A 21,609-nucleotide genomic window follows, 5' to 3' on the forward strand; every position below is an offset into this window, starting at 1 on the left:
ATCTAATATTTAATATCTGATACTAACGAATACATTCAATATTTTAAACACAAAATATTTTTCTATACCTATAATTCAGTCATCGTTTTCCCTACTCTGAACCTATGCAAAAACCTATTCCTTCCGTTACAGAAAAAAATCGACGCGGTATTCAATCCATAGAGATTGGTAGTGAGCTACTGAATCAATTAGCGCAACAAGGCACACCTCTAGCGTTAAAAGATTTGGCATCGGCCGCAGGGATGAGTACTAGCAAAGCCCATCCATACATGGTGAGCTTTTTGAAAGTTGGTTTTGTCACCCAAAATGATGCAGGCCACTACGAGCTGGGACCTTTAGCATTACAACTAGGACTCGCCCGTTTACGTAGGCTAGATCCGCTACGTGAAGCCACTCCCTTAGCTGAAGCCCTAGCAAGAGAAACCGGCTATAGCGTGGCATTAGCGGTATGGGGAAATCTGGGAGCAACCATCGTCCGCCTCGAAGAACCTGCTGAAACACTGCATGTAAATCTACGGGCCGGTACAGTGATGTCTCTTGCCAATACAGCAACAGGCCGACTATTTGCCGCCTACTTACCACAAAAAGTAGTGGAACAGCACCTACGCCTAGAACAACGCCAAAAGAATGGACGTACCGGCTCTCAACCTACTAGCGATAACTCAGCGCTAGAACAGCACCTAGCAGAAACTCGTAAATATGGCTTATCACGCACCTTAGGTATGCCTATCCCTGGCATAGATGCATTCTGTGCACCTGTATTTGATGCCAATGGGCACATAGTGCTTGGCATTCTCATCATGGGGCCTAGCAATAGTTTTGATGGAAACTGGGATGGTTCTACCGCAACTCGCTTACGCGAAATTGCCATGACCATATCCAGAAGTATTGGATATCCCGAGGAAGAAAACTAACCACCTGCGCTTTACACTAGCGCAACAGCCATAAAAAAAAGCCTGCCACATAAATGGCAGGCTTTTTCTTGAACACTTGACGGTTTAGTCCAACTTACCGTGGCAGTGCTTGTATTTCTTACCGCTACCGCATGGGCAAGGATCATTACGGCCTACGCGTTGTTCATCGCCTTCGGCTGGTGCTTCCTCATCCAGATCTAGAGCTTCGCCACGCAATGCCGCATCGTAATCAGCATGGTGGTAACGTACTTGCTCTGCAGCAGGTTGAGCTACTGCTTCAGCGGGAGCTTGCTGTTCTGCAGGTTGAATACGCACTGTCAGCAATACGCGTACTACGTCATCACGGATACGATCCAACATAGCTGCAAACATCGCAAATGCTTCACGTTTGTACTCTTGCTTAGGATCTTTCTGTGCGTAACCACGCAAGTGAATACCTTGACGCAAGTGATCCAACGCCTGCAAATGACCACGCCATTGTGTATCGATGGACTGCAAGGTCACCGCACGCTCAAAGCTAGCCCAGTTCTGAGCGCCCACTTGAGTCACTTTATCTTGCAGTTGTTTAGCAGAAGCTTCCAACACCACATCCAACAAGTCCTCTTCGGACAGACTGGTGTCTTTTTCAACCATGCCAACCAAATCAATTTTCAGTTGCCATTCGCTTTCTAGAATCGCTTGCAAGCCTGCCAGATCCCATTGCTCTTCCATGGAGTGCTCAGGCACGTATTGCTGGAACAAGTCTGTTACCGCAGCGATACGCAAGTTAGCGATAGCGTCGCTGACGTCTTCAGACTCCAATACGTCTGTACGCTGTGCGTAAATGACTTTGCGCTGATCGTTAGACACGTCATCGTATTGCAGCAGTTGCTTACGGATATCGAAGTTACGTGCCTCAACTTTACGCTGAGCAGATTCGATAGAGCGCGATACCATGCGCGCCTCAATAGGCTCGCCTTCTGGCAAACGCAGTCTGTCCATAATGGCACGTACACGGTCACCCGCGAAAATGCGCATCAAGGAGTCGTCTAACGACAAGTAGAAGCGAGAAGAACCTGGGTCACCCTGACGACCAGCACGACCACGTAACTGGTTATCAATACGACGGGATTCGTGACGCTCTGTACCGATAATACGTAAACCGCCAGCGGCTTTAACTTGCTCGTTCAGCGGCTGCCACTCGGCTTTCAGCGTTGCGATACGTTGTGCTTTTTCGTCTTCGCTCAGGGAGTCATCGGCTTGGATAATCATGGACTGGCGCTCAACGCTACCACCCAACACAATATCCGTACCACGACCCGCCATGTTAGTCGCAATCGTAATGCGACCTGGCTTACCTGCTTCTGCCACGATTTCAGCCTCACGCGCGTGCTGCTTCGCGTTCAACACTTCGTGTGGCATCTTCGCTGCATTCAACATATTGGAAAGCAGCTCGGAGTTTTCGATACTGGTAGTACCTACCAATACAGGCTGGCCACGCTCATAACAATCTTTGATGTCATTCAGGATGGCCGCGTATTTTTCTTGGTCGGTTTTGTATACCTGATCATTCTGATCCACACGCACCATTGGGCGGTTGGTAGGAATAATCACGGTTTCCAGACCATAAATCTCTTGGAACTCGTAGGCTTCTGTATCGGCTGTACCCGTCATACCGGCCAGCTTGTCGTACATACGGAAGTAGTTCTGGAAGGTAATAGAAGCCAGCGTCTGGTTTTCGTTCTGAATACGCACGCCTTCTTTGGCTTCTACAGACTGATGCAAACCGTCTGACCAACGACGACCTACCATCAAACGGCCGGTGAACTCGTCCACAATGACCACTTCGTCGTTCTGCACAACATACTGCTGATCGCGGAAGAACAAGTTATGCGCGCGCAACGCACCCAACAAAGTGTGCATCAGCGAAATATGACGTGGGTCATACAGAGATTCGCCTACTGGCAGCAGACCAATTTCTACTAAAATCTGTTCGGCACGCTCGTGGCCTGCTTCAGAAATGTGTACTTGCTGGGCTTTCTCATCTACCCAGAAATCGCCTTCAGGCTCTGGCTCGTGTGGCTTAGGCTCTTCTTTCATGCGTGTCAGCATGGAAGGCACCACATTCATAGCCTTGTACAGCTCGGTATTGTCGTCAGCCTGACCAGAAATGATCAGTGGTGTACGCGCTTCATCAATCAAGATGGAGTCCACCTCGTCGACAATGGCGTAGGACAAACTACGTTGACGGCGATCTTCTGCGCGATATTCCATGTTGTCGCGCAAGTAATCAAAGCCGTATTCGTTGTTTGTACCGTAAGTAATATCTGCCTGGTACGCGGCTTTTTTCTCTTCGTTATCTTGCTGAGGAACAACCACCCCAACGGACAAACCCAAGAAGTTGTACAGACGGCTCATTTGGTCCGCATCACGTCGTGCCAAGTAATCGTTGACCGTCACTACGTGTACGCCTTTAGCAGGCAACGCGTTCAGGTAAACAGCCAAGGTGGCCATCAATGTTTTACCTTCACCCGTACGCATCTCAGCGATCTTGCCGTAGTGCAATGCAATCGCACCCAGCAACTGCACGTCAAAGTGACGCATGCCGAACACACGCTTACTGGCCTCACGGACTACGGCAAAAGCTTCAGGCAATAACCCATCCAGAGATTTGCCATCGGCCAACCGCTGTCTAAATTCAGCAGTCTTGCCTTGCAGCGCGTCATCGCTGAGGGCGGCGTACTCAGGCTCTAACGCATTAATCTGCGAAACCTGTTTACGGTATTGTCGTAGCAACCTGTCGTTGCGGCTGCCAATAAGCTTTTTGAGCAATGAAACCATTCTTGTATCGTGTCACACGGGCAGCACCTACTGATGCTCCCGCATCCCTTTAATCTGAGCGTTAAAAGAAAAGCAGCAGGAAATTGATAGAGTTTAACGCACCTGAGGCCTAATCGCTTGCCTCTTGTTCGCTATTCTTTGCAAACAATGTGTTGCTCTCATCCACTTTAGGCAAAAAAGAGGCGGGATCTATAGGTGTTCCTTGCCGCAATACCTCGAAGTGCAAATGCGCTCCGGTCACTTGTCCTGTATTGCCAACACGGGCAATAAGTTGGCCTTTTTCCACCACATCACCTAACTTTGCAATCAGTGAAGAAGCATGAGCGTAGCGCGTTACCAAACCATTTCCATGATCTATCTCTACGGTTTTGCCATAACCAGGTTTATATCTGGACTCGATCACAATGCCACCTGAAGCTGCCACAATCGGTGTACCAATAGGGGCTGCGAAATCCATTCCTTCGTGTAATTTCTGACGACCTGAAATTGGGTGTAGGCGCCAACCAAATGGTGAGCTCATGTAACTGACGTCCACAGGATGCACTGTCGGCACCAACGCCTCAGTACCTGCTTGACTCACCATCACCATATCCAGCATTTGCAGCCAGTCTTGCTGATTGTTCATTTGCGCCATCAAGCCATCTAACTCACGCCCCAAGCCTTCAGCGCTCCAATCGTCAGGCAATGCTACGGTTAGCTCGGTGGGCTCTTCACCGTTAATGGCGTCCGTCACCTCGGATACATCGGCATTAACGCCGGCTTTTTCAGCCAATCTACGGGTGAGCGTATCCATTTGAGAAAGACGCGCTTGCAACGTACCCACACGCTCAGCCATCTGTCGCATACTTTCACGCACATAAGCGGAATCCCGAGATAACTGGGCACTCAACGCTTGTTCTTGTTCTGGGCTCAACGCAGGCTTGGCACTGATCTTATATTGTATCCAGGCCCCTATACCGGCGGAGAGCGCTATCCCAAGCACTACAATCAACGTTATCATCAAACTACGATGTCGGCTGTGTACTGCTTTGGGGCTAGTCGGCTGTTTCACTGCTTTTCCTTTCTTACTTCTGTTATGGCATCTACTTTTACGCCACGCCGCTCTACTCGTTCCCATAAGGCTTCTGAACTAGCCTTGGAATGGTTACGTCATGATCGAAACAGCTCAACGGTGCTGGCTACCGCCAATCAATTCTTAGCAATTGAAGAACTGCTACACCAGAAAGTACGTTTTGCTGCAGATACGCATTGCAAAGTTGCCCATATAGAAGGACAACGAATTACCTTAGCAGTTCCCTCACCAGCCTATGCGGCTAGATTACGGCAGTGCTCTACATCTATATTGCAGTGTCTACACGAAGTGGGCTGGAAACTGACCGACGTGCAGGTGATGGTGCAAGCCAGCTTGGGTACCAACAGTCACCTTCCCAAACCTGCACGTAATGTGCAGCCACTGGATGCTCAAGCACTAGACGCTTTCCAAGACTTACACCAGTCGTTGGAGCCTGGGCCACTGGCCACCGCTATTGCTAAGCTTATTAAAAATCATGGCCCGACTTAAACAGTCCGGGCCATGATTGATCCTCTTGTACTTCTACTATGGTGACCCCGTCACACTAGCTTCCACTCATGACTAAATGCCGCTGCCACAGGCTCAGCTTTGTCATAAGTAACCAGTTCCCAGCTTTCTTCATCAGCCAGTAGAGTACGTGCGAGCAGGTTATTCAAACCGTGCCCAGACTTGTTGGCCACATACCTAGCCACCAAAGGATGACCTATCAGATACAAGTCACCGATAGCATCCAGAATTTTGTGTTTTACAAACTCATCTTCGTAACGCAAACCATCAGAGTTCAGTACACGGAACTCGTCCAGCACAATCGCGTTATCCAGACTACCACCACGCGCTAAACCAGCGGCTCGCATTGCCTCTACTTCACTTGCAAAACCAAACGTACGCGCTCTGGCGATGGTTTTCACATAGGAGTCTTTGGCAAAATCCACTTCAGCAAAGTTAGCTGTTGCGTTAATTGCGGGGTGATGGAAATCAATGGAAAAACGTAGCGCAAAACCATCATACGGTTCTAAACGCGCCCATTTCTTATCTTTACCTTCGCCTTCAGACACTTCCACAGGCTTCAACACACGCAAAAACTGCTTAGGTGCGCTTTGCTCTTCTAGCCCTGCAGAACGCAGCAAGTACACAAACGTACCCGCGCTACCATCCATGATGGGAACCTCTTCTGCCGTCAGGTCTATGTGCAAGTTATCAATGCCCAAGCCCGCCAAAGCGGACATCAAGTGTTCAACAGTAGACACTTGTACAGAGCCTTGTTGCAACACGGACGCCATACGCGTACCACCTACCTGATCAGCACGAGCAGGCAAATCTACCACTTCGGGTAAATCAATGCGGTGAAACACAATTCCGGTATTAGGAGCAGCCGGACGCATTGTAATTTCCACCCGTCGGCCGGAGTGCAATCCCACCCCTTTAGTGCGAACGGTTTTGGCTATGGTGCGTTGACGTAACATGGTCAATGTTCTTGCTTAGTAAATTTTTTATAACTAGCCATTGTACCGTTAATGGCTTTGCCACACTGATTTATTAGTGTGAAGAAATGACAGTTAGTTCCGTTTCATACATACGCTTGTAGCGCATCACCCCTAGGTGATGCGCTACCGTGCGAGAGTCTACACATGAATCGGGGGATATGTGTTTACTCTATCACTTAGTCTGCTTGTTTACGCAGGAAAGCTGGAATATCAAAGTGATCCATTCCGGCTGTTTCCAACGCACGTACTTGAGCAGACGCTTGGCTACGTGGATTACGAATGACTGCAGGCACTTCTGCTTGAGCGTAGTCAAAACCGCTAACTGGCTCGTTATCAGTACCTGTACGCAGTACTTGTTCGTTGTTCTGTACCAACTGTGGTTTAGCTTGGACACGGCCCAAACCTGTTGCTACCACGGTTACGCGCAGAGCATCGCCCATGGAGTCATCGTAGGCTGTACCGAAGATTACTGTTGCATCTTCAGCTGCATAGCCACGGATGGTATCCATGATTTCGCGTGTTTCACGCAATTTCAGGTTGCGGCCCGAAGTAATGTTCACCAGCATGCCACGCGCACCGTGCAAATCCACGCCTTCTAGCAGTGGGCAAGCAATAGCACGTTCAGCGGCTTCGCGCGCACGGTTTTCACCGGTTGCGACGGCTGTACCCATCATGGCTTGGCCTTGCTCGCCCATAATGGTTTTCACGTCTTCGAAGTCGACGTTCACGTTACCTTCTACATTGATGATCTCGGCAATACCGGCACACGCGTTATGCAACACGTCGTCAGCAGCCTTGAAGCAATCTTCCTGAGTGGCATCTTCGTCCATCAAGTCGTAGAGTTTTTCGTTCAATACTACGATCAAGGAATGCACATGCTTGGACAGCTCATTGATACCTTCTTCTGCCATGCGCATGCGACGTGCACCTTCGAACTCGAAAGGCTTAGTCACTACACCCACAGTCAGAATACCCAGCTCTTTGGCTACTTCAGCCACTACTGGACCAGCACCTGTACCCGTACCACCACCCATACCAGCAGTAATGAACACCATGTGAGCGCCATTCAACGCACCACGGATTTGCTCACGAGCCATTTCAGCTGCAGTACGACCTTGCTCAGGTTTTGCGCCAGCCCCTAGACCGGTGTTACCCAAACTGATTTGTATAGAAGCTTCGCTGCTACCCAATGACTGAGCATCTGTATTGGCGCATACAAATTCCACACCTTGCACGCCAGAACGGACCATGTGGTTGACGGCATTACCACCAGCGCCACCCACCCCAATTACTTTAATGACAGTCGCATTGCTGTCAGTTTCCAACATTTCAAAGTTCATCATTTCCGACTCCCTCACTTTAAGTATCTGGCAAGTTAACTTGCCCCCCGATGCTGCATATTTAAGAATTGCTTCAATATCGTTGCCAGCGCTGAGCTCGCAAGGCTATTGAAACGCCTCCTTCCACCTAACACATTCACCTAGGTGAATGCGGTACTGCTTAATTCATGAACCACTCTTTCATACGAGCCAGCAGAGACTTCACACTACCTTTCTGCTGAGCCACTTTGCGACCACGCGCATTTTGCATACGCGCTTCCGTCAACAAACCCATTACTGTAGAAAACCGTGGGTTGCGCATCACATCAGCCAAACTGCCTTCGTAGGCTGGAACGGCCACTCGCACAGGTTTCAGGAATACGTCTTCTGCCAGTTCTACGATGCCAGGCAACATAGCCGAGCCACCAGTCAGCACGATGCCAGAAGACACTAAATCTTCGTAACCAGACTCACGCAGGCTTTGCTGTACCAAGGTGAACAGCTCTTCCACACGTGGTTCGATAATGGCGCCCAACGCTTGGCGCTTCACCTGACGGTTAGGTCTATCACCCAACCCAGGCACTTCAATCATTTCATCATCATGCGCCAACACTTGTTTAGCCAAACCGAAGCGCAGTTTGATCTCTTCCGCATCCGGTGTAGGTGTACGCAACATGGCGGCGATATCGCTAGTGATCTGGTCGCCAGCAATAGGAATCACGTCAGTATGGCGGATCGCACCACCGGTATAGATCGCGATATCTGTAGTACCACCACCAATATCTACCAGCACCACACCCAACTCTTTCTCGTCAGAAGTTAGGCAGGACAAGCTGGAGGCCAATGGTTGCAAGATCAGGTCTTGTACTTCCAGACCACAACGACGCACACATTTAACAATGTTCTGCGCTGCGCTTACAGCTCCCGTCACAATGTGCACACGCACTTCCAAACGCAAGCCGCTCATACCTATAGGTTCTTTAATGTCTTCTTGCGAATCCACAATGAACTCTTGAGTCAGCACATGCAGCACTTGCTGGTCAGTAGGAATATTGACTGCTTTAGCTGTCTCGATCACGCGAGCCACATCCATTGCGGTCACTTCTTTGTCTTTCACCGCCACCATGCCGCTGGAGTTAAAGCTGGTGATGTGGCTGCCTGCAATTCCGGTATACACCTCACGGATTTTGCAGTCGGCCATCAACTCGGCTTCTTCCAGTGCGCGCTGGATGGAGTTCACGGTAGTTTCAATGTTGACCACTACCCCTTTACGCATGCCTTGCGATTCATGCTGCCCCAACCCCAGTACTTCGAAGCGCCCTTCTGGCAGGATCTCCGCCACCACGGCGACCACTTTACTGGTACCGATATCAAGTGCAACGATTAAGTCTTTAATGTCACGGGTCATATTAATTATGGTTTCACTGGAGTTGATGTTTGGGGAGCCAAGGTAATGGCAAACCCATTGGTGTAACGTAAATCAGCACTGGCAATCTGGCGGTTATCCAGACGCTCCATCAGTGCTGGCCAAGCTTGTACAAAGCGTTCCATCTTGGCAGCAAAAGGCAACGCACCGGCTCTACCGTGTAAGTCAGCACTATCTGCTGCAGGGTCACGCCCTAAGTTCAATCGCATGCCATCTGCTAGCACAACTTCCCACGCATAACGCGGGCTCAAGGTAATCTCACGAATGTTCGCCCCCAAAGGCGCCATCCACCGTGCCACCTCGGCATAACGCTGCACGACCAAACGCTCGGATGCTGGTGGCCCAAACAACTGGGGCAGTACCAACTCGTCATCCAACACGCCTTCGTTCGCGGCAAACGCCTCGCCCCAGGTGTTGATCATTTCGTTTTCGTTCCAGTACGCCAGCGGTTGTTGTTCCTCTATGCGTACCAACAAGGTATCTGGCCACACACGTTTAATTTGTGCGCGTCGTACCCAGGGAGCGGTTTCAATCAGTTTTCTAGTGCTATCCAAATCAATAGTGAAAAAATCACCATTCAATCGTCCAGCAATGGTTGCCCCTACTGTTGCGGGTGTGACGTAGTTCAGGTTTTCATCCTGCACAGCCTCTATCTGTACTGTCTTGATGACAAAGTACGGCCTACGCACACTCCAGATGACGACCGCCACCACTATTGCGGCCACGGCTAGCAAAGCCAGCACATTGGCAACAAAATTAGTGAGGCGAGCGTCAGCAAACATCTAGCGGCTCCTATTTCTCAAGACGCGCAACTGCACGTACTTTCAAGCTAGCCATAGACAGAATCTGTACACACAGATCCGCATAACTAATACCTTCAGCCTTAGCGGCCATTGGTACTAAAGAGTGGCTGGTCATGCCTGGGGATGTGTTGATCTCCAACAGCCAAGGACGATTCTGCTCGTCCAGCATAAAGTCAGCACGTGCCCAACCTTCACAATTCAGCGCCAAGAAAGCCTGACGGGTGATTTCTCGGATTTCCTGACTCAGGGCCTCAGGCAAATCTGCAGGACAGAAGTACTGTGTTTCATTACTGATGTATTTGTGTTCGAAGTCGTAGTTACCACCTGGCGCTACGATCTCAATCACAGGCAATGCACGAGCACTTTCACCCACGCCCAAAACGGGCACAGTCAACTCACGACCTTTAATGAAACGCTCAGCCAACACATGGTCAAAGCGAGCTGCTAAGGCGTAGCCCGCAGGAATCTGCTCTACGCTATCAATTTTGGAGAAACCTACGGTAGAACCTTCGTGCTGCGGCTTCATGATGAACGGCAACCCTAAGCGCTGATCCAAACCCGCCAGCTCAGCATCGCTATCCAGCAATTCGAATGCTGGTGTTGGCAAGCCTTTCTGCATCCAAATACGCTTGGTCATGACTTTATCCATGGCCACGCTAGATGCCATCACACCACTACCGGTGTAAGGAATACCCAGCATTTCCAGCGCACCTTGCAAGGTACCGTCTTCACCATAACGGCCATGAAGCGCGATGAATACGCGATCAAATTTCTGCTCAGCCAACTCGGCCAACGAGCGCTCACCGGTATCAAATAAATGCGCGTCTACACCTTTGCTACGCAAGGCATCATGCACACCCTGACCGGACATCAGAGAAACTTCACGTTCAGCGGAATGGCCACCGTACAGTACGCCAACCTTACCAAAACTCTGCGTCATTCTATTTCCCCTAAACGTGCGGGTACACGACTGATGCTGCCTGCACCCATCGTGATCACCACATCACCATCACGTACAAAATCCAATATGGCTCGTGGCAGCTCTTCGATTTCTGCCACAAACACAGGCTCCACTCGACCTGCTACACGAATAGCTCTGGCCAAGGAACGACCATCAGCCGCTACCAGCGGTTTCTCACCTGCGGCATACACTTCGGTTAGCAAGACAGCATCCGCATTCCCCAGCACGCTCACGAAGTCCTCAAAGCAATCGCGAGTACGGGTGTAACGGTGCGGCTGGAAGGCCAAAACAATGCGTCTTTCGGGCCATGCGCCACGCGCAGCCGCTAATGTAGCAGCCATCTCGTTGGGGTGATGGCCGTAATCATCAATTACGGTAAAGCTGCCACCACCGTTGCGCTCAGGCACATCAAACTCACCCACTTGTGAGAATCTACGACCCACACCAGTAAACTCGCTGAGTGCTTTAGCGATAACAGCATCAGGTACGCCCAGCTCTGTCGCTACAGCGATCGCTGCCAAGGCATTCAGTACGTTATGGTTACCCGGCAAGTTCAGTACGATGGACAGCGTAGGCAACATGCCCGTGCTACCTTGACGCTCTACATCAAAGTGCATACATGTACCCACACAGCGCAAATTCACTGCTCGAACTTGTGCAGGCTGCTCAATACCGTAGGTGGTTACTGGACGCGACACAAAAGGAATAATCTCGCGTACGTTGGCATCATCCATACACAACACGGCGCTGCCATAAAATGGCAGTCGGTGTGTGAAGTCAATAAATGCACTTTTCAAACGTGCAACATCGTGACCATAGGTATCCATATGGTCTACGTCGATGTTGGTGATGATCGCCATCACAGGCAACAGGCTCAGGAAGGAAGCATCTGACTCATCTGCTTCTACCACAATGTAGTCACCCTGGCCCAAACGTGCGTTGGCACCAGCCGAGTTCAAGCGGCCACCAATCACAAAGGTAGGGTCTAAGTCACCGGCTGCCAATACACTGGCCACCAAGCTGGTAGTCGTGGTTTTGCCATGCGTACCCGCGACGGCAATACCGCGCTTCAATCGCATGAGTTCAGCCAACATCAACGCGCGAGGCACCACCGGAATACGTGCTGCACGTGCTGCTAATACTTCTGGGTTATCACCGGCAATAGCGGTAGAGGTCACAATCGCCCCCATACCTTGCACGTTCTCGGCATTATGACCAATCACAATGCGCGCACCCAACTCTGACAGGCGACGCGTAATCGCGCTTTCCTGTATGTCCGACCCACTCACCGCATAACCAAGGTTCAACATCACCTCGGCAATACCGCTCATGCCTGAGCCGCCTATCCCTACAAAATGTATGTGCTTAATGCGGTGCTTCATACCGCCCTCCTTACCAACTGTTCGCACGCATTCGCGATTTGTTCTGTTGCGTGCAACTGGGCGTGTTCTTGCGCATGGACACCCGTGCGCAGTAATTCATCATGGGTTCTTTCTGTTAGCCACTGCGCCAACCACTCGACAGTGAACTCACGTTGTGGCTGCAACCATGCAGCACCACAACCCGCCAAATACTGAGCATTTGCCGTTTGGTGATCATCAATTGCGTGTGGCAATGGAATGAACAGCGCAGGCACCCCAGCCGCTGCCACTTCTGCAACGGTCATGGCACCAGCGCGACAGATTAGCAAATCTGCCTGCGCCATGGCTTGCGCCATATCACCGATAAAGGCCGTGCACTCTGCTTTGACGCCAGCATCTGCATAACGCTTGCGCACATCATCAATATGTTGCTTGCCTGCTTGATGCAATACTTCTGGTCGCTGCGCTGGATCTATAGTCGCCAACGCAGCAGGAATAGTTTGGTTCAGCACAGCAGCGCCTAAGCTACCACCCACTACCAACAGCTTCAGCTTGCCTTGACGGCCAGCCAGACGCTGCTCAGGGGGAGCAACATTACGGAACGCTGCGCGTACAGGGTTGCCCACCATCACGGCACCGGGCAATGCCCCCGGAAAGCCTACTAGTGTTTTACTCGCCAGCTTACCTAACCAACGGTTAGCCGTACCCGCTACTGCATTTTGTTCGTGTATGACCAATGGAATACGTTTCATGGCAGCCATCAAGCCACCAGGAAACGCCACGTAACCCCCCATGCCTAGTACGACATCAGGCTGTACACGTTTCAACACACCAGCAGCAGCGCTACATGCTTTGAATAACGTCAATGGCAATTTAACGAGTGTGCTTACCCCTTTGCCGCGTACACCAGCAAAGCGCAATGGTTCTAAAGCAAAACCATGCTCAGGCACCAACTCACCTTCCATACGCTCAGGATGCCCCATCCATACCACCCGCCAGCCACGTGCACGCATTTCATGCGCCACAGCCAAGCCCGGCATGATGTGCCCACCTGTACCACCCGCCATGATTAACAGGGTTTTGCTCATGTGCGTTTCCCCCTCATCAAATTGCGGTTTTCATAATCCACACGCAACATGATGGCAAAGGCCACCAAGTTGGCAATAATTCCGGAACCACCATAGCTCACCATCGGCAGAGTCAAACCCTTAGTAGGCAACAAGCCCAAACACACACCAATATTGATAAAGGCCTGCACACCAAACCAAATGGCCACACCTTGTGCCGCCATGGCATTGAACTGTCTGTCCATCGCCAAGGCTTGGCGGCCAATTTCAAAACCGCGCCATACGATGAAGCCAAAGAGCAAAATCAGAACAGCCACACCTACAAACCCTAGCTCTTCGCCAATTACAGCCACAATAAAGTCAGTATGGGCCTCAGGCAGGTAGTGCAGCTTTTCTACGCTAGACCCCAAACCTACGCCAAACCACTCACCGCGCCCTAAAGCAATCAATGAGTGCGACAACTGGTATGCACTGCCGTACGCATTGTCTGGATTCCAAGGATCCAAATACACAAAAATACGTTCTCTACGCCAGGGTGATAGCCAGATCAGCAGCAAGAAACTCACCACCATGCTGCCCAAGAGGCTAGCGAACAATTTCACGTTCAAACCGCCGATGAAGATAATGCCCACAGCAATCGCTACGATCACCATGAACGCCCCCAAGTCAGGCTCCATCAACAGCAGCAAACCTACGCCAGCTAGCGTCATTGCCATAGGCAAGAAACCGCGCAAGAAAGTTTGCATATGTTCTTTTTTACGAACGGTGTAATCAGCAGCAAACAGTAAAATCGCCACTTTCATCAATTCTGAAGGCTGGAAGTTCACAGGCCCTAATGGCAACCAACGTCGCGCACCATTCACTTCACGCCCAATACCTGGCACCAAGACCACCATCAACATCACCACGGCTAATAAGAACAGTGGAATAGCTAGCTTGTGCCACACGCGCATTGGAAGATTCACTGCCAGTAACGCGAACACCAAACCGATGGTCAAAAAGATCACATGGCGTATAACAAAGTAGTAACGTCCATAGCTTTCATAACGTGGGCCATCTGCCAATGCGATAGAAGCCGAGTACACCATCAACAAGCCAAATGCCGCCAACACCACACCAGCTGCCAGCAATGCAACATCAAATGCCGGCAACGCTGTGCGGCCAGGCCGAACAGCGTTTACGCTAGAGGTCAGGTCGGCAAATAGACTCATGCTACCTCTCCCTCATCCAGTGCTAGCTCTTGCACCACTTCCACAAAACAGTGGCCACGGTGCTCGTAGCTTTTGAACATATCGAAGCTTGCGCAGGCGGGTGACAACAGCACCATGCCATGCTCAGGCGCACGTTCGTAGGCCATGCGTACCGCCTCATCCAACGACGAGGCATGCACTATAGGTGTGGTGGATTCTTGCTGTAAGGCTTTTTCCAAAATAGGTGCATCGCGACCAATCAACACCACGGCTACCACAGCCGATTTAGCCACGGCTTGTGCCAACGGAGTGAAATCCTGACCTTTACCTTCACCACCAGCAATCAGCACCATTGGCTGATCAAAGCCCTGTAAAGCGGCTACCGTAGAACCTACGTTAGTACCTTTGCTGTCATTGATGAATTGCACGCCTTGAATATGACGAATCAGCTCTACACGGTGTGGCTCACCGGCGTATTTACGCAGCGCATCCAATGCAGGTTCCCAATCCAAACCAGCGGCACGGACCAATGCTAATGCAGCTTGGGCATTCATTACGTTATGTTGACCACGGATACGCAGTGCTGTGCCAGGAATCAATGCCTGCACCGTCGCAGCGGGTTGCCGTTCGCCTTGGTTAGGCTCTGGCTCGCCTACAGCTAGCCAACTCAAGCTAGACTCGTCTTGCAAACCCATATCGCCTTGCAATACAGGAGCACTCGCACCAAAAGAGCGCACATGCAAAGCACGCATATCGCTCACCATGGCTACCGTAGCCGCATCGTCTCTATTCACAATATGGCACTTAGCGAAGCTAAACACGCGAGCTTTTTCAGCTACGTAAGCTTCCATCGAACCATGCCAATCTAAGTGATCCTGACTAATATTCAGTACACATGCTGCATCAGCACGCAATGAATGCAGACTATGCAGTTGGAAGCTAGACAGCTCTAACACCCATGCTTCTGGCAAGGTGTCATCATTCAAGTGCTGGCGCAGTGCAGCAATCGTTGCTGGGCTGATATTGCCCGCAGCAACCGCAGACATCCCTGCACACTCAAACATAAAGCGTGTCAGTGCTGTCACGGTGGTTTTGCCATTGGTACCTGTAATAGCAACCACTTTAGGCTGATAGCCCTGCTCAGCCATGTCATTTAATGCACGAGCAAACAATTCAGTCTCATTCAGGGTATCAATACCCTGCTGCGCTGCATAAGCCAACAGCTCTTTGACACCTGCTTGCTCAGGGGACAAGCCGGGGCTAATCACCAAGCTATGCACGCCATCCAACACGGAGTTTTCCAATGCTTGTGTCCCTAGGCACAAACTCACATGTTGTGGATACTCTTCCTGCAACGCTTGCGCCGCTGCATTCGTTGCGCGCGTATCCGCCAAGCGCACAGAAACGCCTCGCTCTACACACCAGCGCGCCGCAGCCATACCAGACTCCCCCAACCCTAGAACTAGGGTCAGGCCGTCGGTACGCAACGAGGGGAAGTGATAGTTGTTCATCGTAATTTCAGTGTCGATAAGCCAATCATGACCAGCATGATGGTGATAATCCAAAAACGTACTACTACTTGGGTTTCTTTCCAGCCACTTACTTCAAAGTGGTGATGCAATGGGGCCATCCTAAAGAACCGCCTCCCTTCGCCATACCGCCTTTTGGTGTACTTGAACCACATCACCTGCATCATGACGGACAAGGTTTCTACTACGAACACCCCGCCCATGATGAAAAACACAATTTCCTGACGTACGATCACAGCGATAGTACCTAAGGCACCACCCAAGGCCAGCGCGCCCACGTCACCCATAAATACTTGTGCTGGGTACGCGTTAAACCACAAAAACGCTAACCCTGCTCCACCTATTGCCGCGCAGATCACCATCAACTCAGAGGCACCTGGAATGTAGGGGAACAGCAAGTATTTGGAGTAATCCACACGGCCCACTACATAGGCAAAAATACCCAATGCAGCACCCACCATCACGGTAGGCATAATGGCCAAACCATCTAAACCATCAGTCAGGTTCACGGCATTACTGGAACCCACAATCACAAACCAGGTCAGTGCTACAAAGCCAAATACACCCAGTGGGTAACTCACGCTCTTAAAGAACGGAACAATCAAGTCAGCACGAGTAGGCAGTGGCATAGTGAAACCACTCAACACCCAATCTTTAAACAATGGCCACAGGTCTACGGTTGCTGGAGCAGCCACAGCAAAACTCAAGTACACCGCTGCCACAATACCGATCAGTGCTTGCCAAAAGAATTTCTGGCGTGAGGACATACCCTCTGGATCGTGGTTCACGACTTTTTTATAGTCATCTGCCCAACCAATCCAACCAAAGCCGAAAGTCACCAACAACACTACCCACACAAAGCGGTTAGTCCAGTCGGCCCACAGCAAGGTACTAATACCTACGGAGATCAGGATCAACACACCACCCATTGTTGGTGTGCCATTTTTCTGCAGGTGGGACTCAGGCCCATAGCTGCGTACAGCTTGGCCTATCTTCATTTCTGTCAATTTACGGATCACCCAAGGCCCACACCACAACCCAATGATCAAGGATGTGGCAGCAGCAAGCAGCGCTCGCAGGGTAATGTATTCAAATACCCCGAAAGCGCGTATGTGTGACTCCGCGAGCCAACGTGACAGCTCAAGAAGCATTCTGAGCTCCCTCTGTTATTGCAAAATGTTGTTCCAATGCCTGTACAGCACGCTCCATACGTGCTGTACGCGACCCTTTAACCAATACATGGGCTGGCATCAAAGCGATCAACTGCTTTTGCAAATCCTCCATGCTTTCAAAATGTTCTGCATCATCACCATAAGCTTCGGCTGCAAACATCGCATCAGAGCCTATGACCAATAGGTGTTGAATACCGCGTTCTTTCGCGTACTGGCCTACCTCAGCATGAGCAGCTTGGCGAGTCTCGCCAATTTCACCCATATTGCCCAATACCAATACCGTGCGGCCTTCTAACTCGGCCAGCACATCAATAGCGGCACGTACCGAATCAGGATTAGCGTTATAGCTGTCATCAATCAGCTGGTAGCCCTCTACCACTGATTTAGGCTGCATACGACCACTCACAGGCTTAAAGGCCTGTAACCCAGCAACGACAGCAGATAATTCAGCGCCTGCAGCCACTGCACACGCCGTAGCCGCTAAAGCGTTACGCAAATTATGCACGCCAGGAACTGGCAGTTTGATGGCTGCATCTTCAGCTTGAACGTGCAGTTGGAAACGTGTGTGCGCCGGATTCACTTGAATGCTTTCTGCATACACAGCCAACCCGTCACCGAAACCAAAAGTCAGCACTTTTTTGCCTGCAGCCAAGTCTTGCCACAATGCAGTGTATGCATCGTCACCGGGGAACACAGCAATACCGTCTTCGGACAGGTAGCTGAAAACACTGCCGTTTTCTTCTGCCACTGCCTGTACAGTGTGCATAAACTCTTGGTGTTCACGCTGGGCGTTATTCACCAATGCAATGGTTGGTCTGGCCACATCAGCCAATACCGCAATTTCTCCTGGGTGATTCATACCCAACTCAAACACAGCGGCTTGATGGGTATCACGCAAACGCAATACGGACAGCGGCACACCCAAGTCATTGTTCAGGTTGCCAAGCGTAGCCACGAAATTATCCGCCCCCAAGCTTTCACGCAGAATCGCGGCGATCATTTCTTTAGTGGTGGTTTTTCCATTGCTACCACACACAGCAATCACAGGAATAGAGAAACGCTGACGCCACACCTTAGCAATGCGCAACAGTGCTTGACGCGTATCACCCACCACAAACTGAGGCAGGTTGATCTCTGACTGTCGGTATTCAACCAATGCCGCACACGCACCTTTTTCTGCGACCTGCTGTAAATAGGTATGACCATCAAACTGCTCACCACGCACGGCCACAAACAAGTTTTGTGGCTGCAGTTGACGGCTGTCTGTGCATAGATCTACGCCTTTTAACCATGTCAGCGCAAAAGCAGCCCACTGACGATCGTCAAACACATGACGCTCGCCTGCTACTTCTTGGTAATCTTCATGGCCTTTACCGGCAATCAACACGACGTCGGCAGCTTCAGCACTCCACAACGCTTGCAGAATGGCTTGTGCGCGGTCTTCAATAACTTCGTGCTCGCCCTCAATACCTTGCACGATTTGCGCAATGATGTGTTCAGGTTTTTCTGAGCGAGGGTTGTCGGTGGTCACGATCACGGTATCCGCCAATCGTGCAGCAATACCACCCATCAACGGACGTTTAGCGGTGTCTCTATCACCACCGCAACCAAACACACACACCAACTTACCGCCGCGTACCTGTGCTACGGCACGCAATGCCACCAAGGCTCGCTCTAACGCATCAGGAGTATGAGCGTAATCCACAACCGCCAGCGGTAATGGCATGGCACGGTTAGCAATACTTAAAGACTTAGCAATTTCCAAGCGACCAGGAACAGGGCCTAGCGTTGCCATCAAACGAGCAATTTTCGCTACAGGCCAACCCAGCTCTTGCAGCACACCAGAAACCAACAGCAAGTTGGCCACGTTATGCTCACCCAACAAATGGGTCAGAATTTGAGCAGTACCATGCGACGTAATCAAGTTAAAGACTTGACCATCACCACCAATATGCACGTCATCCCCAAACACGTCCGCTTCACGACTTTGTAGGGAGTACGAGATTTTTCTGGCTTTAGCTGCTGTTGCCAACACAGTTTGACCAAAAGCGTCATCTGCATTGATCACCATGCTTTCCAAACCTGGCCATTGGAACAATTTTGCTTTGGCAGCTTGGTAGTTCTCAAAGGTCAGGTGGTAATCCAAATGATCATGGGACAAATTAGTCAATGCAGCGATGGCAATATGTACGCCGTTCAAGCGGCCCTGAACAATGCCAATAGACGACGCTTCCAAGGCCACCAAGTTTGCGCCAGCTTCGCGCAGCTTGGCCAAACTACGATGCATAGTCAGCACATCAGGAGTGGTCAGTTTGCCACCCAAATTAGTGCCATCAGGCAACGTCACACCTAGCGTACCAATGGTTCCGCAAGGCACTTCTGAGTTATTTAGCGCCGCAGCGATCCACTGCACGCTAGATGTTTTACCGTTTGTACCTGTTACCGCAATAACCTTCATCTGCTCAGAAGGACGCCCCCACCATTGGTGAGCCACATCGCCCAGCACATCGCTAAGGTTCGCGATATCCAATACAGGTACATCTACAGTAGCAGGCTTATCGCTTTGTTCACGCACCACCGCTGCAGCACCATTTGCTACAGCACTAGCAATGAAGTCGCGGCCATCACCACTGATGCCAGGACATGCAAAGAACACATCCCCTTTTTCAATCTGACGAGAGTCCAAGCACAGCTGGGCCGACGACGACACCTGCTGATGCAACCACTCTAAAATTTGGTTAGTTGTTTTATTTATCATTATTCACCTCTATTGGCACTTACAGCCACCAACGACTCAATCGGTGCATCTGGCTGCACACCCATTCTGCGCAAACTGTTGGCAACAATTTCAGAAAATACGGGAGCCGCGATCAAACCACCGAAGTAACCACCTGCTCTAGGCTCATCAATACTGATCGCAACAACAATGCGTGGATCGGTAGCGGGAGCAAAGCCTACGAATGAACTTCTATAGCTTGATCTACTGTACTTACCATCCACAATTTTTCGTGCTGTACCACTCTTACCGGCAACGGTGTAACCCTTCACCTGCGCTAACCTAGCCCCCTCAGGGCCTGCTGCTGCTTGCAGCATACGGCGCACTTCTTGCGCTACTTCTGGGGTGTATACCTGTACGCTAGATGGTTGGGTATCACGCTTCAGCAACGACAACGACACCACATCACCGTTACGCGCAAAGGCCGTATAGGCCTGTGCGACTTGAATCAACGACGCTGATAACCCATAGCCGTACGCCATGGTGGCCCGCTCAATGGGACGCCAGCGCTCCCATGGACGCAGCCTACCTGCCGCTGCACCAGGGAAAGGCGTGTGCGGTACACGACCAAAACCCAGCTCATTAAATTTGTTCCACATTTCTTCAGAGGTCAGACGCTCTGAAATCATAGCCATCCCGATATTGCTGGATCGGCGCAAAATACCTGCGGCATCCAGCGTACCGTTATGACGACTCACATCAGTAATAGTCGCCCCTTGATAACGATACGTACCATTACCTGTATTGAATTTGGTTTCTGTCGTGATCTTTTTATTATCTAGCGCCAGCGCAACGGTGAATGGCTTCATGATAGAGCCCGGCTCAAACGTATCCGTTAATACACGGTTACGCAGTGCACCACCTTTACGATCAGCACGATCGTTAGGGTCATACGTAGGCAAGTTCACCAATGCCAGCACTTCGCCTGTTTGCACATCCAACACAATCGCTGCTGCAGCTGCCGCTTTATTTGTCTCTACAGCATTCTTCAGTACTGAGTAAGTGTCGTACTGCATACCAGCGTCTACTGACAAACGCAGGTCAGTGCCGTGTACAGGAGGAATGGCATCGCGCACATCTTCCACAATACGACCCAGACGATCACGAATCACACGACGTGAACCCGACTGACCGGACAATTCAGCATTAAAGGCCAGTTCAATCCCTTCAATACCTTGGTCTTCAATATTGGTAAAGCCAATAATGTGTGCCACGCTCTCACCCTCTGGGTAAGACCGACGCATTTCATCTTGTTGGTGAATACCTGGAATGCGCAACGCAGCCACTTCTGCTGCCACATCTATATCAAGCTGACGACGAATATAGACAAAGTTTTTGTCTTCAATATTCAGACGTTTCTGTACATCAGCCACTGGCATTTCCAGCAACGCTGCCAGCGCAGCCACCTGCTCTGGTGTTGCGCGACGTGCATCTTCAGGAATAGCCCACACAGCTTTCACTGGAATACTGCTTGCCAGCACCACGTTGCCTGTGCGATCAAACACCTTGCCACGCATAGGCGGCAATTCAATCGTACGTTGGTAGCGACGCTCACCTTGCTGTTGTAAAAACTCAGTGGAAAGCCCCTGCAAATACAGTGCCTTACCCAACAAAGCCACGAAGCCAATCATGACCATCAGCAAAACCAACTTCGCCCGCCACATGGGCAGGCGACCTTCTAGGACCGGATTATCGTGATAACCAAAGCGTTTCAT

General features: G+C 50.7%; 16 protein-coding genes. 2 read left to right on the forward strand and 14 right to left on the reverse strand.

Annotated features, from left to right (window positions below):
• The first annotated feature begins 104 nt into the window (after window positions 1–104).
• Window positions 105–914: an IclR family transcriptional regulator gene (locus ACLO87_RS16280; RefSeq protein ID WP_430224280.1), complete on the forward strand. Its 810-nt coding sequence runs from the start codon at window positions 105–107 to the stop codon at window positions 912–914.
• An 84-nt stretch (window positions 915–998) separates the two neighbouring features.
• Here ACLO87_RS16280 and secA read toward each other — a convergent pair whose 3' ends face one another.
• Together secA and ACLO87_RS16290 are read right to left on the reverse strand one after the other, a co-directional pair.
• On the reverse strand, window positions 999–3,734 hold the full coding sequence (gene secA, locus ACLO87_RS16285) for a preprotein translocase subunit SecA (RefSeq protein WP_135862436.1): 2,736 nt from the start codon (window positions 3,732–3,734) through the stop codon (window positions 999–1,001).
• Between the two features lie 109 nt (window positions 3,735–3,843).
• Window positions 3,844–4,785 (reverse strand): peptidoglycan DD-metalloendopeptidase family protein, encoded by a 942-nt coding sequence (locus tag ACLO87_RS16290; RefSeq protein ID WP_430224281.1) that lies wholly within the window; start codon window positions 4,783–4,785, stop codon window positions 3,844–3,846.
• Window positions 4,786–4,809: 24 nt separating this feature from the next.
• Between ACLO87_RS16290 and ACLO87_RS16295 the strand changes: the two genes are divergently transcribed.
• Window positions 4,810–5,295 carry a DUF721 domain-containing protein gene (locus ACLO87_RS16295; RefSeq protein ID WP_168246810.1) on the forward strand — a complete coding sequence of 162 codons (486 nt, stop codon included), beginning with the start codon at window positions 4,810–4,812 and terminating at the stop codon, window positions 5,293–5,295.
• A 50-nt stretch (window positions 5,296–5,345) separates the two neighbouring features.
• On the opposite strand, the gene lpxC is transcribed toward ACLO87_RS16295, so the two are convergent.
• The 12 genes from lpxC to ACLO87_RS16355 all read right to left on the reverse strand — a co-directional run bounded on the left by lpxC (window position 5,346) and on the right by ACLO87_RS16355 (window position 21,609).
• The gene (gene lpxC / locus ACLO87_RS16300) at window positions 5,346–6,269 is read right to left on the reverse strand and encodes a UDP-3-O-acyl-N-acetylglucosamine deacetylase (protein ID WP_135862441.1); all 924 of its coding nucleotides are present in this window, start codon (window positions 6,267–6,269) and stop codon (window positions 5,346–5,348) included.
• Between the two features lie 197 nt (window positions 6,270–6,466).
• The gene (ftsZ, locus tag ACLO87_RS16305; RefSeq protein WP_135862443.1) at window positions 6,467–7,633 is read right to left on the reverse strand and encodes a cell division protein FtsZ; all 1,167 of its coding nucleotides are present in this window, start codon (window positions 7,631–7,633) and stop codon (window positions 6,467–6,469) included.
• A 157-nt stretch (window positions 7,634–7,790) separates the two neighbouring features.
• Complete coding sequence (gene ftsA / locus ACLO87_RS16310) at window positions 7,791–9,017, reverse strand: cell division protein FtsA (RefSeq protein WP_135862444.1); 1,227 nt, start codon at window positions 9,015–9,017, stop codon at window positions 7,791–7,793.
• A 5-nt stretch (window positions 9,018–9,022) separates the two neighbouring features.
• A complete protein-coding gene (locus ACLO87_RS16315; RefSeq protein WP_135862445.1) occupies window positions 9,023–9,817 on the reverse strand; it encodes a cell division protein FtsQ/DivIB in 795 nt (264 codons plus the stop codon).
• Window positions 9,818–9,827: 10 nt separating this feature from the next.
• Window positions 9,828–10,778: a D-alanine--D-alanine ligase gene (locus ACLO87_RS16320; RefSeq protein WP_430224282.1), complete on the reverse strand. Its 951-nt coding sequence runs from the start codon at window positions 10,776–10,778 to the stop codon at window positions 9,828–9,830.
• Window positions 10,775–12,181, reverse strand: coding sequence for a UDP-N-acetylmuramate--L-alanine ligase (gene murC, locus ACLO87_RS16325; protein ID WP_135862452.1), 1,407 nt, complete (start codon window positions 12,179–12,181; stop codon window positions 10,775–10,777). Before murC ends, ACLO87_RS16320 begins: the two co-directional genes overlap by 4 nt.
• Window positions 12,178–13,248 carry an undecaprenyldiphospho-muramoylpentapeptide beta-N-acetylglucosaminyltransferase gene (gene murG / locus ACLO87_RS16330; protein ID WP_430224283.1) on the reverse strand — a complete coding sequence of 357 codons (1,071 nt, stop codon included), beginning with the start codon at window positions 13,246–13,248 and terminating at the stop codon, window positions 12,178–12,180. Before murG ends, murC begins: the two co-directional genes overlap by 4 nt.
• Window positions 13,245–14,438, reverse strand: coding sequence for a putative lipid II flippase FtsW (gene ftsW / locus ACLO87_RS16335; RefSeq protein ID WP_135862456.1), 1,194 nt, complete (start codon window positions 14,436–14,438; stop codon window positions 13,245–13,247). The genes murG and ftsW overlap by 4 nt, the downstream gene beginning before the upstream one ends.
• The gene (gene murD / locus ACLO87_RS16340; protein ID WP_430224295.1) at window positions 14,435–15,928 is read right to left on the reverse strand and encodes a UDP-N-acetylmuramoyl-L-alanine--D-glutamate ligase; all 1,494 of its coding nucleotides are present in this window, start codon (window positions 15,926–15,928) and stop codon (window positions 14,435–14,437) included. The genes ftsW and murD overlap by 4 nt, the downstream gene beginning before the upstream one ends.
• Window positions 15,925–17,097: a phospho-N-acetylmuramoyl-pentapeptide-transferase gene (mraY, locus tag ACLO87_RS16345; protein WP_135862459.1), complete on the reverse strand. Its 1,173-nt coding sequence runs from the start codon at window positions 17,095–17,097 to the stop codon at window positions 15,925–15,927. Before mraY ends, murD begins: the two co-directional genes overlap by 4 nt.
• Window positions 17,087–19,876, reverse strand: coding sequence for a bifunctional UDP-N-acetylmuramoyl-L-alanyl-D-glutamate--2,6-diaminopimelate ligase MurE/UDP-N-acetylmuramoyl-tripeptide--D-alanyl-D-alanine ligase MurF (gene murF, locus ACLO87_RS16350; RefSeq protein WP_430224284.1), 2,790 nt, complete (start codon window positions 19,874–19,876; stop codon window positions 17,087–17,089). The genes mraY and murF overlap by 11 nt, the downstream gene beginning before the upstream one ends.
• Entirely contained in the window at window positions 19,876–21,609 is a 1,734-nt protein-coding gene (locus ACLO87_RS16355) for a peptidoglycan D,D-transpeptidase FtsI family protein (RefSeq protein WP_135862462.1), read from the reverse strand. Before ACLO87_RS16355 ends, murF begins: the two co-directional genes overlap by 1 nt.

The sequence above is a fragment of the Paenalcaligenes sp. Me52 genome (assembly GCF_050487965.1).
GTDB lineage: Bacteria > Pseudomonadota > Gammaproteobacteria > Burkholderiales > Burkholderiaceae_B > Paenalcaligenes.